This window comes from Streptococcus orisratti DSM 15617, assembly GCF_000380105.1.
Classification (GTDB): Bacteria; Bacillota; Bacilli; order Lactobacillales; family Streptococcaceae; genus Streptococcus; species Streptococcus orisratti.
On record NZ_KB904490.1, the window covers coordinates 1 to 11,502 of the forward strand.

At 37.6% G+C, this 11,502-nt stretch carries 13 protein-coding genes and 2 pseudogenes; 10 read left to right on the forward strand and 5 right to left on the reverse strand.

The genetic code is table 11. The features are described 5' to 3' along the window. The 5 genes from A3I7_RS0108875 to A3I7_RS0108895 form a co-directional block, all read left to right on the forward strand. Window positions 1-281 (forward strand): IS30 family transposase (locus tag A3I7_RS0108875; RefSeq protein ID WP_018376433.1); only part of this gene is annotated, 281 nt, incomplete at its 5' end. Window positions 282-443: 162 nt separating this feature from the next. Then, entirely contained in the window at window positions 444-770 is a 327-nt protein-coding gene (locus A3I7_RS0108880) for a PadR family transcriptional regulator (protein WP_018376434.1), read from the forward strand. Further along, window positions 757-1,335 (forward strand): DUF1700 domain-containing protein, encoded by a 579-nt coding sequence (locus A3I7_RS0108885; protein ID WP_018376435.1) that lies wholly within the window; start codon window positions 757-759, stop codon window positions 1,333-1,335. The genes A3I7_RS0108880 and A3I7_RS0108885 overlap by 14 nt, the downstream gene beginning before the upstream one ends. Window positions 1,336-1,338: 3 nt before the next feature. Then, window positions 1,339-2,244, forward strand: coding sequence for a DUF4097 family beta strand repeat-containing protein (locus A3I7_RS0108890; protein ID WP_018376436.1), 906 nt, complete (start codon window positions 1,339-1,341; stop codon window positions 2,242-2,244). A 14-nt stretch (window positions 2,245-2,258) separates the two neighbouring features. Next, a complete protein-coding gene (locus A3I7_RS0108895; RefSeq protein ID WP_018376437.1) occupies window positions 2,259-3,323 on the forward strand; it encodes a DUF4097 family beta strand repeat-containing protein in 1,065 nt (354 codons plus the stop codon). A gap of 81 nt (window positions 3,324-3,404) precedes the next feature. On the opposite strand, the gene A3I7_RS0108900 is transcribed toward A3I7_RS0108895, so the two are convergent. Continuing rightward, a complete protein-coding gene (locus tag A3I7_RS0108900; protein WP_018376438.1) occupies window positions 3,405-3,758 on the reverse strand; it encodes a DUF1304 domain-containing protein in 354 nt (117 codons plus the stop codon). Window positions 3,759-3,768: 10 nt separating this feature from the next. After that, a complete protein-coding gene (locus tag A3I7_RS0108905; protein WP_018376439.1) occupies window positions 3,769-4,194 on the reverse strand; it encodes a MarR family winged helix-turn-helix transcriptional regulator in 426 nt (141 codons plus the stop codon). A 286-nt stretch (window positions 4,195-4,480) separates the two neighbouring features. On the opposite strand from A3I7_RS0108905, the gene A3I7_RS0108910 reads away from it, so the two are divergent. From A3I7_RS0108910 to A3I7_RS14910, 3 genes and pseudogenes are all read left to right on the forward strand, one after another. After that, complete coding sequence (locus A3I7_RS0108910) at window positions 4,481-5,140, forward strand: recombinase family protein (RefSeq protein ID WP_018376440.1); 660 nt, start codon at window positions 4,481-4,483, stop codon at window positions 5,138-5,140. Between the two features lie 254 nt (window positions 5,141-5,394). Next, entirely contained in the window at window positions 5,395-5,808 is a 414-nt protein-coding gene (locus A3I7_RS0108915; protein WP_018376441.1) for a hypothetical protein, read from the forward strand. Window positions 5,809-6,308: 500 nt separating this feature from the next. Continuing rightward, a pseudogene (locus A3I7_RS14910) lies at window positions 6,309-6,419 on the forward strand (LPXTG cell wall anchor domain-containing protein); the annotation flags it as partial. Window positions 6,420-6,737: 318 nt separating this feature from the next. On the opposite strand, the pseudogene A3I7_RS13755 reads toward A3I7_RS14910, so the two are convergent. Further along, window positions 6,738-6,930: pseudogene (locus tag A3I7_RS13755) on the reverse strand (DALR anticodon-binding domain-containing protein); the annotation flags it as partial. A gap of 204 nt (window positions 6,931-7,134) precedes the next feature. Then, entirely contained in the window at window positions 7,135-9,465 is a 2,331-nt protein-coding gene (locus tag A3I7_RS0108925; RefSeq protein ID WP_018376443.1) for a YhgE/Pip family protein, read from the reverse strand. 130 nt (window positions 9,466-9,595) lie between these two features. Here A3I7_RS0108925 and A3I7_RS0108930 point away from each other — a divergent pair, with 130 nt between their 5' ends. Next, the gene (locus A3I7_RS0108930; protein ID WP_018376444.1) at window positions 9,596-10,132 is read left to right on the forward strand and encodes a TetR/AcrR family transcriptional regulator; all 537 of its coding nucleotides are present in this window, start codon (window positions 9,596-9,598) and stop codon (window positions 10,130-10,132) included. A 55-nt stretch (window positions 10,133-10,187) separates the two neighbouring features. Here A3I7_RS0108930 and rpsD read toward each other — a convergent pair whose 3' ends face one another. Continuing rightward, window positions 10,188-10,799, reverse strand: coding sequence for a 30S ribosomal protein S4 (gene rpsD, locus A3I7_RS0108935; protein WP_018376445.1), 612 nt, complete (start codon window positions 10,797-10,799; stop codon window positions 10,188-10,190). Between the two features lie 315 nt (window positions 10,800-11,114). Here rpsD and A3I7_RS0108940 point away from each other — a divergent pair. After that, on the forward strand, window positions 11,115-11,502 hold a 388-nt coding region (locus tag A3I7_RS0108940), incomplete at its 3' end, for a helix-turn-helix domain-containing protein (RefSeq protein WP_018376446.1).

Consider the following 11,502-nt stretch of genomic DNA (forward strand, 5'->3'; position numbering starts at 1 on the left):
CTATTCGCTCTATCACATCGGACAATGGCTCAGAGTTCAGTAGCTTGTCAGACTTAAAAGGTGTGGAAGTCTATTTTGCCCATCCTTATGCTTCTCATGAAAGAGGAACAAATGAAAATTTCAATGGNCTCTTGAGAGAGTTTCTCCCAAAAGGTGTCTCTCTTAACTCACTAACGACAGAAGAACTCAATCACTACGTCTCTGCTATCAATGACAGACCTAGACGACTTCACAAGTATAAAACCGCAAATATTTTGTTTGGGNTAGCCCAAACAGCTTAACCTCTGGAACTCTAGTTATCAATGAACTTGTTGCACTTGACTTGACAAGTGGGGTTTTAAAAATATATAAAAATTTTATATATTTTTCCTTGACTTTATTTCAGAATAGGTTTATATTTTATATATAAAATAATTACATATAAAATATAGGGAGGTGAGTCCATGTATTTTCCAACATCTGCTGTATTGATTGAATTTCTAATTTTAGCTATCGTGGAAAAACAAGATTCCTATGGTTATGAGATTAGCCAAACTATCAAATTAGTTGCCAACATCAAAGAGTCAACTTTGTATCCCATTCTCAAAAAATTAGAAAAGGCTGGTTTCTTGACCACTTACTCCCAAGAACATCAGGGACGGAAACGTAAATACTATACCATTACTGATGAGGGAGAGGCACAGCTTATTTTTCTAAAAGGAGAATGGCAGAGCTATAAAGATACTTTAGACGGAATTATTGAAGGGAGATTACGACATGACAAGGACTGAATATCTAGCAAAGCTAGAACATTATTTAAAACGATTGCCACAAGCGGACTATCAGGAAGCTATGGACTATTTTACCGAATATTTTGATGAAGCTGGACCTGAAAATGAAGCACAAGTGATTGCGGAATTAGGAAGTCCCAAAGAAGCAGCAAGTGACTTAATAAATCGTTTGCTAGATGAAAAAATTGTAGATGATACAAAGACACCCCGAAAAACTACTAGAACTGTATGGATTGCTATATTAGCGATTTTAGGAACACCTTTGAGCCTTCCTTTAGTGTTTATACTATTTGCTCTTCTGATTACCATTTTGGCTGTAGGATTTGCTGTTGTTATTACCGTTCTTATGTTAGGCGCTGCTTTTTTAACATCAGGTCTGTATATGCTCTATGATAGTTGGTCGTATCTTAGTATTTCAACTTCAACGACAACATTAGGATTAGGAATTGGCTTATTATCTATAGGGCTATCCATATTGGCTATTATGGCTGCTGTAAGCATCGCTAAACTATCCGGTCAAGGTATCATTGCTCTAGCCAAACATACAGTAAAGAAAAGGAGATAGAAAATGAAAAAATGGGTAAAAGTTCTTTTAGGAATTGGTATCGGCGCTACTTTATTAGGTGCTACATTGGCTGCTTACGGCTTTGCAACTGGAGGAGTCTCTGATTTAACCAATGCCAAAAAAATTTCTACTAAAGTGAACTATAAAAAAATGACATTAGATACCTTTAAAAATATTACTCTTGATAGTGATGTCTCAGATGTCATTATTACTAAAGCTGATATTGACAAACCTTTTATTTCTTACTCAACTGAAACCAAATCACCTTTGACTCATGAAATCAAAGATGGGACTTTAAAGGTAAGTCAGAAAAGTTCACAGTTTCCTAAGAGTCGCACTGTTATTAATTTTTTCGACCTTTCTGACCTCATTGGTTTCACTCAAAACGGCCAAATAACTACCCCCCACACAATCTTGATTTCTGTTCCTCAAGATACTAACTTGAACTCAGTGAAAACCAACCTAAAAGCTGGGAGCCTATCTCTCAGTGATATAAATATAGCTGATGCTAATTTTGAAATTTCTGCGGGTGACCTAGATATTGAAAACACAACCATCAATTCTGGTCATGCCAATATCTCTGCTGGTAGTAGCAGTTTTGACAAGAGTTCTCTCACCAAGTTCAGTCTTACAGCCAACGCTGGTGAAGTTGATTTTGAAAATAGCACTGCTGACCAGTCAAATTTCAAACTAAATATGGGTGATTTTTCTGCCAATGATATGACTTTTAAAGGAACAAATACCCTCAATATTGCAGCTGGTGATACAGATATCACTTTAGCTAGTAAAAACCTAAAAGTTAAACTTGACAATAATCTTGGTGATGCTGATATTACTGATCAACTAAATCAATCAAGTCCAAACACACTGACTATTAAGAGTAGTATGGGTGATATTTCAATTCAATAATAAGGAGACCTCTCATGACAAAAGACGACTTTTTGAATCAACTAAGTTTACACCTCAAAAATATTCCTCAACATGATTATAATGAAATTATGGAACACTTCACCGAGTATTTTGATGAAGCTGGACCAGATAAGGAAGCGCAAATTTGTCAAGAATTAGGCGAGCCCGCTGATGTTGCAGAAGAAATTATTAACACGCTAGACATCAAAAAAATCCAACCAGAAAAAGATTGGACTGATTGGGATGATGACGAACCTATACCAGCTACTTGGATTGAGCAGAAATTCTCTTCGATAACGTCACTTACTTTCCAGCTGTACACCCTGAACCTTGATATTTTTACAGATGACATCGCACAGCCTACACTTTCTTACTACAGCGATGGTGACAACATCACTGTCAATCAGAATGGGGGCAGACTAGACATTATTGAGAATAAACTAGCACAGGAAAATAGCATGATTTTCTCTAACCTCTTCGTTGGACGTTTGTTGGAAAAACGACAAACAATTACTCTGATTTTACCAAAGAACGTCCAATTATCTAGCATTATAGGTGATAGTAAAAATGGCGACGTCTCTCTGAACGAAGTTACATGTGACAGCTTTGTCCTAATTTCTTATAATGGTAATATTGAAGTTTCTTGTCTAAAAAATGCTCACGCAAAAATCAAGAGTAAAAATGGAAATATCAAATTGACTAATTGTCAATTTATTCAGAGCGAACTAGAAACTAAAAATGCAAATCTTAATTGTTTTGAATGTCAATTATCAAACTGTCAAATTGTCAACAAAAATGGAAATATACGAACTATTCAAGGATCTATTCAAGAAACTCAGTTGGAAAATAAAAATGGAAACATTATCATCGAACACACTGAACTTACTGCAAAAATTGACGTTGAAAATAAAAATGGTTTCATTGACATCACGTTGACAGATGATAACCTTAGTCACTGCCAAGTAAAAGCACAAAATAAGAATGGTTTTGTCACTATTAGTAAACAAGCAGGAAAAGCTCTCCCAACTCAGGTTAACCTTAGCCTTACAAATAAAAATGGTATGATTAGTTTACACTAAAAATTAGTCATGACTCCCCAAAATAGAGGTTCATCAATTACTAGATGAACCTCTATTTTTTTATAGGAATGGATTTTTAATTTAAAATAATAAGCTAAGTAGCGCTAAAATAGCTAAGCCACCTTGGGTCAAGATAATTTTCTTATTAGCTGTCAAGCTACCGTAAAGTGCAGCAAAGATTACATTTAACAAGAAAATTGTAACCACAGTTATACTTCCTGTAAACACACCGTAAAGTAAAAAGACTGCAATTAAACCATTGTAAATACCTTGGTTTTTAAAAAGTTTATTAACTGAATCACGTCGTAACTCCTCTTGACTCATGTTGAAAACACGGCTTGTTGCAGCTGATTGGGTTGCAAAAGTCTCCAAATACATAATATAAAAATGCTCCAAAGCAACTAAAGTTGCTAAAATTAAAGTAATAATTGACATAAACTTCTCCTTAAAAATTTATATTTTCTAATCCAGTAACCAATTTGTCAAGTAAAATGGACAAGTTCTGAACTTCTGAATCGCTTAAAATTTGTTGCATTTGTTGCTTTACTTTTTTATGTTCTTGACTTGGATTTACTTGTATTTCTTGAATGGCTTTGTCTGTCACATAAACGATCACCTGACGTTGATTTTTAGGATTTCGTTTCCTTTCAATATAAGCTGATTGCTCCAAAATCCGCAAATGTCGTGTTATCGCCGCTTGATCAATTTGTAAACTATCCTGTAAAGCTATTTGAGTGCATGGAGCCTGTTTCAAAAGCTGAGATAAAATTTCATATCGAGTCAAACTAATTCCCAACCTTTCTTCAAAAAGTTGAGTAATCTTCTGATCACTTCTTTTAAGTTGATACATCAACGAGCTAAGTTCAGTCATGTAAACCTCCTATAATTGACAAATCAATTATTGACCAGTCAATTATATAATATTCTATTTTTGATTTCAAGAAAATTGCTCTAAAATTACGATAATAGTATGCCGTCCCCCGTGAGGCAAATATTTTAACCATAGAAAATAAAACATTTCTAAATAGAATAAAAAAACGAACATGACAAATCGGTACTATGCCCACACTGAGACAGAAAAAAAACACTTTTTATGAGCTTCTCCTTTCTTCTAAAATAGAACCATCCCGCTACAATAGTAAAGCAAGGAGGAAACGGTGAAGAAAATCATTAAGCAACATCAAGAAAGCGGCTTTGTCGTTATTGGCTACGCCCGTGTCAGTTCAACAGACAACCGCCAAGAACTGGGGCTAGAAGTTCAAAAAGAAGCTCTAAACTTTTGCGACAAGCTCTACATCGAAAAAGAATCAGGTGGCAAGCAAGAGCGACCGCAACTTCAAAAAGCTATCAAGCTCGCCAAGGATTACGCTGAAAGTGGCATAGAAACCAGTTTTGTGGTCTATAAGCTAGACCGCCTGACCAGAAAAATGCTCCACCTGTCTGCTATCATCTCGGAGCTAACTAGCTATAATATCCGCCTTCAATCTCTTCACGAACAAATCGAAACGGATTCACTAACAGGTAAATTCTTCTGCCTTATGTTGGGCTATGTGGCAGAGTGGGAGCTTCAAGCAATTTCAGACCGCACCAAAGACGGACTGCGTAAAGCCAGAGAGCGAGGGGTCAAGTTGGGCAATAAAGGCATATCAAAATCCAAAGAAAAGCAAGTCATTAGAAGTTATCTGGAAGAAGACATGACTATCCGAGACATCGCCAAGCAGCTCCAGATTTCCACTGCTACCATTTATAGTGTTTTAAGGCGCAACAATATCCGAACAAACCGAAAAATTAACCCAAAAATCGTTGACAAAAGCTAGAAAAAACAGTAAAGTAAAATCGTGAAATGTTTTAGTAGACGGTCGTTTGTTAAAATAATTAAAGTTATCAATAAAAAATATTAGAAATGCTGATTTGACAGGGTTTTTGAACTTTTGTCAGATTGGCATTTTTTGATTTTTCATTGTTTTAGTTAACGACTGTTAACTAAAACACGTATAAATCCTATTGTAGCAGGGGCTTATTCAAAATAAAAGGAGAGTAACCTAAAAAGGGTTACAAAAAGGTGAAGAAAATGAAAAAATTTGTTAAATTTGGTCTTGTTTTTGCGTCAGTGACTATTCTTAGTGGCGTAGTCGCACCTGTGGGTGGGCAGTTGCTGAACGCTCCTACTGTTGTTCATGCAGATGAACAACCTATTACCTATCGCATTCACTATTCCTTGAATGATACAGTGGAGAATGGAGGTGTTCCTTCTTATACGGATATCGCACCATATAAGGAGGGTGTAATTTCGAAGGGTGAAACCATTATAGAAGTGGCGCCACATATTGATGGCTATGTTGTAGATGGTGCTAATAGTATATCAATCACCTATGATTATGTTACTGGTGATAATGTTTGGCATGATGAAGACTGGTATCCTGCGGATGGTTTTCTTTATAATAAGGTTGACACTCCAAGCTCACCCCCCGAACTACAAGTTTAGCAGCCTAAGACTCTTAATGTCGCTTGGGTCTCTATTAATGGCGACCTAAGTAACACCACTCTCAAAAAAGAAGTCATTACGGTTAATCCAGGTGAAAGTCACACCGTATCGGCGCTTGATTTCCCTGGCTATAGGCTTACAGACGGGTCTAAGGCTAGCACATATACCTATGAGGCAATGGAAAACGAAACCCACGTCAGTATCTGGTACATACGAGATCACTCGACTCCAACACCGAAACCAACTCCAGATCCTACTGTGACCGAAGAACCAACAACAGCGCCGACACCAACGACGGAAGCGTCTACGACAACAGCACCGACACCGACGACGGAAACACCGCAGACGGAGACAAGTAGTACCGAGTCTAGTGCAACCTCAAGCAGCAGCTCTGCTAGCACCACAAGTGGTAAAGCGGACAGTCATCAACAGCAAGCACAACAGCAAGAACAGAGGTCACTGAAGCTAAAACAGAGGCGCTAACAACTCAAAAAGAAGAGAAAAAGACCTTACCAAAGACAGGTGAAGAGGCACAAATGCTCCTTAGCCTGACTGGAATAGGAGTGCTAGTTGCTAGCCTACTAGCTTGGAAAGAACGCCGCAATCATTAAGAATAGATAAAAAGAGGCTGAGCAAAAAGTCCAGCCTCGCTTCTCAAAGTTCGTGTCAATATTTCATCGCAGTGGTTGATTGGCAGATTTGTTCGTGTTTTGCACTCCAAATCTGACCTCTACGACTGATGCGAACAGAGTTCGCTTCATTTCCAACCTCAAAAGGTTCACTGAACCTTTTGAGCTGTGCGGGGGTGGGAGTAAAATAGTCCAGTGGACTATTTTAGCCCGAACCTAGATGTTTGGAAGTGAGGAGAACTCTTTTTAGACTTATTGAGTTCTTTCCCACTCCCTTTTTTAGTCCTTGTTTCTCGAATCTTACATCTTATCTGGAGCTTCTACACCAAGGAGTTGGAGGGCTTCTTTGAGGACGGTTGCATAGCTGAGGATTAGGCGGCTATCCTGTTCTGGATTTTCGTCAAGGATACGGATGTGGGCGTAGTATGCTGAAAATCTGTGTTTGATTGATGGCAAATTTTGCTACGATAGAGGGCTCAAAGTTGTCAGAGATATGGTAGATGACCTTATGGGACTTTCATGCTTTTTCTATTTCGATACAGGATAACTTGGTTACTAACGAATAGGCTTTTCAGCCCATAACAAAACACTCCTCTTTCTAGTTTACTAGATGTCAGTGGGAGTGTTTTTCGTATGTCTTATTTTAGGGGGTCAGTGCCGTTTTGATATGTCTTTTAATGCTATTTTGAGTGTTCAATTAATGAACGACTTCCTTTTTTGGTCTATAGATCAGCACAGCCATTACCATAAAAGCAAGAAGGAATGCTGATAAAATACCAACCTCTTTGCTAATGTTCCCAGTCATTGAAATCGTCTGACGTAGCCCAGATACGATATAAGACATTGGTAGATAAGGATGAACCACTTGGAAGAATTTTGGGCTGAGTTCGATAGGATAAGAACCTCCTGCTGATCCAACTTGCAATAAGAGCATTAAGAGTGAAATGAAGGAACCGTAACGGTCATCCCAACCAACTAAAGCTGTAACCAAGGCCATCAATGTCCAGCCGCTCAGAATAATCAGCATTATAGTACGCAGATTATAGTTGGCCTCAAATCCAAGGAATTGAATAGCACCATACAATACTAATGAACCAACAGTTGAAATCAATCCATTAATAAAGAGTTTTTGTTTGGCCCATTCAAAACGATTTTTCACTGGGCGTCCTGACAATGAGCTGGCAAAGATAACGTTCGTTGAAAGGGCAACTACCATAAGTGATACCGCAATCATGTAAGGTGCCATACCAATACCATTTACTTTCACGCTATCGTTGTCTATTTCTTTTGTTGATACAGGATTGGAAACCAACTTGGCGTTCTTATTTGTTACAGAAACAAGTGATAATTGCTTACTTGCATCTGTAAGTGAAGAGGACAATGTTGAAAGACCGCTTGTCAACGTTGTCAATCCACTTGTCAACGTGCCACTGCCAGCAGCTAACTGACTTGAACCAGAAGATAATGCTTCTGCACCAGATTGCAATTGAGAAGCACCACTTGTTAGCTGATTATTATTAGCAACCAATTGGTTAGCACCAGAAGCGATTTGCGAAACAGCGTTTGTATAGGTTGTTGCCCCTGTCAACAATTCATTTGCACCACTACTTAATTTTGTGTTAAGCGTTGAGACTCCTGAAGCGATTTGACTACTTCCAGGAACAAGTTGTGTAGTGGTAACTGTATTAACCTTAGTTAAACCAGCAGATAATTTTGTTAAAGCTGCAACAGATCCAGGTAAAGCAATATTTGATTGGTTTGCAATTTGTGAAACTCCCGCCTGCAATTCAGTTACCTTACTTGATAAAGACGATAGTGCTGCTAAAGCCACCTGCATTGCTTTGGCATCTTTTAAAATTTGTTGTGCTTGTTGACTAACACTGTTTCCTGAAGTATTTAATGCATTAACCAGTTCAGCCTGCTGACTTGCATCTAAACTTTGGTAAGCAGCTGTTGCTTGAATAGCAGCTAATCTGTCTGAACTATCCTTTTCCTCTGCTGATAAAATTTCTGTAGCTTGTGAAGCAATATCATTTAAAGCAGTTGAAATTTTCGTAGTGTCAATATTTGAAGATACCTCAGAAACAGAAGTATTTAGTTGCTGAATAGCAGCATTTAATTGTGGTAAACCTGAAATTAATGATTGAATATTTTCAGTTTCTTCTGCCGAAAGTGTTGTAGAGGTTGCCAGTTGCTGTAAACCATCTGTTAAACTATTAGCCCCATCAACTAGTCGTTGTACTTGTGTAGAACTTTCTTTTAGCTGAGCGATACCACTGATAAGAGCCGCTGAGTTACTATTTAATTCATTTGCACCACTCGCCAAAGTTGATACACCATTTGTATAAGTTGTTAAACCACTTGAAAGTGTCGCTGTTCCGTCTGCTAAAGTTTGGCTGCCTGATGCTGCTGTGTTGAGGTTATCTGTAATGGTTTGACTACCAGATTCAAGCTGTTTACTTCCTGAGAGCAATTCATTACCACCATCACTTGCTTCTTGTAAACCATCTTGTAAACTAGACATACTCTTGAATACAGCCTGTGTATAAGTTGTCGTGATATTCTTAGAAACGGTATCCTTAAGCTTAGTCATTGCAGACTCACTCATCTTAGAGGCTACAAAGCTACGTCCAACTGTTGTTTGATAATTTATCGTTAATTTTTCAGGGTCATCTGTCAAAAGACTAGCTGCTTTTTCAGACAAGTCTTTTGGCAAAGTGATAACCATATAGTAATCACCGTTTTCCAAACCTTCTTCAGCTTTTTTTTCGCTAACAAAGTGATAATCTAATGCTTTATTTTTAGACATACTGTCTACCATATCATCACCAATTGATAAGGTCTGATTATTAAGCGTTGACGACTTATCTTGATTAACGACTGCTACTGGCAAATTATCCACATTACCGTAAGGATCCCACATGGAACCTAAGAAAGATAAGTTATAAAGTGCTGGAATAAGAGCAACACCAATCATTGTTACCCAAAGTTTGGGACTTTTTATAAGTGCTTTTAATTCTTCTAACATATTTTCTCCTATTTTGGACACATTGTTCAAAAATTGTGATAAAATATATTATACAGAGATATGAAATAATTTCAAGAAAAAGAAGGAGTTTTTGGACACTCTGTCTATAATTGTTCAAAAGAGTTTTATTATGGTACGTGATAATCGCAGAGCTAATACAAAAAAAGCCATTCAAGAAGCTATGGTCACTCTTTTAAAGACAGAGAGTTTTGATGACATTACCACCATCAAAATCGCCAAAGAAGCTGGCATTAGCCGTTCAAGTTTCTACACACATTATAAGGATAAATTTGAGTTGATTGATTCCTGCCAACAAACCCTTTTCAATCAAGTTGAATATATTTTTGAAAAACACGAAGGCAATAAAGAACAAGCGTTTTTAGAGATTTTTGAATTTCTAAAACGTGAGCAATTGCTATCTGCCTTAATTTCGGCGAATGGCACGCGGGAATTTCAAGCTTTTATTGTTAATAAGGTGCGCATCTTTATCAATACTGATTTTCAAAATCGTTTTGGGCGTGAGGAACTTTCCCCTGTCGAAAAAGAATATAGTAGCATTTACTTTTCTTTCGCTTTTTTTGGTCTCTGTCAATCTTGGATTGCCAATGGTAAAAAAGAATCTCCGCGTCAGATGACTAACCTAATTCTAAAACTCTTACCTATTTAATTTTTTGACAAAAGTAAAAAGAGTCGCAAGGACTCTTTTAATAATACTTTTAAAATTAAAGTTGTTTGTTGTAGTATTCAACGACAAGTGCTTCGTTGATTTCTGGGTTGATTTCATCACGTTCTGGAAGACGAGTCAATGAACCTTCAAGTTTTTCAGCATCAAATGATACGAAAGCTGGACGTCCAAGTGTTGCTTCAACAGCTTCAAGAATTGCAGGAACCTTAGCTGATTTTTCACGAACTGAGATAACTTGACCAACTTCAACGCGGTATGATGGGATATCAACACGTTTACCATCAACAAGAATATGACCATGGTTTACAAATTGGCGAGCTTGACGACGAGTTGTTGCCAAACCAAGACGGTAAACAACATTGTCAAGACGGCGTTCCAAAAGAACCATAAAGTTGAAACCAAGTGTTCCACCTTTGATTTTAGTAGCTTGTACGAACAAGTTACGGAATTGTTTTTCACCCAAACCATATGAGAAACGTAATTTTTGCTTTTCAGCTAATTGCAAACCGTATTCTGAAAGTTTTGAACGGTTGTTTGGACCGTGTTGTCCTGGTACGTAGTTACGACGTGCCAACTCTTTACCTGTGCCTGTAAGTGACAAACCAAGGCGACGTGATTGTTTCCATGATGGACCTGTATAACGTGACATTTTCATGTCCTCCTATAAAAATATAATTTTGTAGGAAATAACGTTTTAAGAAACCCTGATTCGTGCAGGTGTCCTTCGCCTAAACAGCCAAGGTTACTTATAGCAAGACAACTGTTGACGAGCTTCATGTCTCTCTGCTGTTATTTCACACGAAGACCAGTATAACACAAAAAAAAGACTCTGTAAAGCCTTTTTAATTGCTAAATTCAGTTCCTAAATTCTCAAAGTAAATTCTAGTCTAACACCAAAACTGGAAATTAGACTGAGACAAAAAAATAAGGTAGAACTTACTATGGGACAAGTTGGTAACTAATAATGAAAAACAAACACTTAACTCTCTCTGATCGCAANGATATTCAAATAGGAATTGAACAACTTAAGCCCTTCTCAGCTATAGCTGCTAAGCTAGGAAAAGACCCGTCCACAATCTCAAAAGAAGTTCGCAGAAATCGAGTGGTTAAAGAAAATTCTGTGACATCTAATTGCGAGGCCTGCCCTCTACTCAAAAAGGCTCCTTACGTTTGTAATGCCTGTCCAAAAAAGAGATTGAACTGTGGATACCAGAAACAGTTCTACTACGCCAAAAGAGCTCAGCTTGATTATGAAGCTAAGCTCTCAGACTCTAGAACAGGTGTTGCCCTAAACAAGGAAGAATTCTATGAAATGGACGCTATTGTCTCTTCTGCCATCCAAAAGGGACAAC

Coding starts and splice junctions, on each gene's coding strand:
- A3I7_RS0108900 (WP_018376438.1), bottom strand. CDS start 3,758: ATGTCAATTATTACTTTAATTTTAGCAACTTTAGTTGCTTTGGAGCAT.
- A3I7_RS0108925 (WP_018376443.1), bottom strand. CDS start 9,465: ATGTTAGAAGAATTAAAAGCACTTATAAAAAGTCCCAAACTTTGGGTA.
- rpsD (WP_018376445.1), bottom strand. CDS start 10,799: ATGTCACGTTATACAGGTCCATCATGGAAACAATCACGTCGCCTTGGT.
- A3I7_RS0108880 (WP_018376434.1), top strand. CDS start 444: ATGTATTTTCCAACATCTGCTGTATTGATTGAATTTCTAATTTTAGCT.
- A3I7_RS0108895 (WP_018376437.1), top strand. CDS start 2,259: ATGACAAAAGACGACTTTTTGAATCAACTAAGTTTACACCTCAAAAAT.
- A3I7_RS0108930 (WP_018376444.1), top strand. CDS start 9,596: ATGGTACGTGATAATCGCAGAGCTAATACAAAAAAAGCCATTCAAGAA.
- A3I7_RS0108915 (WP_018376441.1), top strand. CDS start 5,395: ATGAAAAAATTTGTTAAATTTGGTCTTGTTTTTGCGTCAGTGACTATT.
- A3I7_RS0108885 (WP_018376435.1), top strand. CDS start 757: ATGACAAGGACTGAATATCTAGCAAAGCTAGAACATTATTTAAAACGA.
- A3I7_RS0108890 (WP_018376436.1), top strand. CDS start 1,339: ATGAAAAAATGGGTAAAAGTTCTTTTAGGAATTGGTATCGGCGCTACT.
- A3I7_RS0108905 (WP_018376439.1), bottom strand. CDS start 4,194: ATGACTGAACTTAGCTCGTTGATGTATCAACTTAAAAGAAGTGATCAG.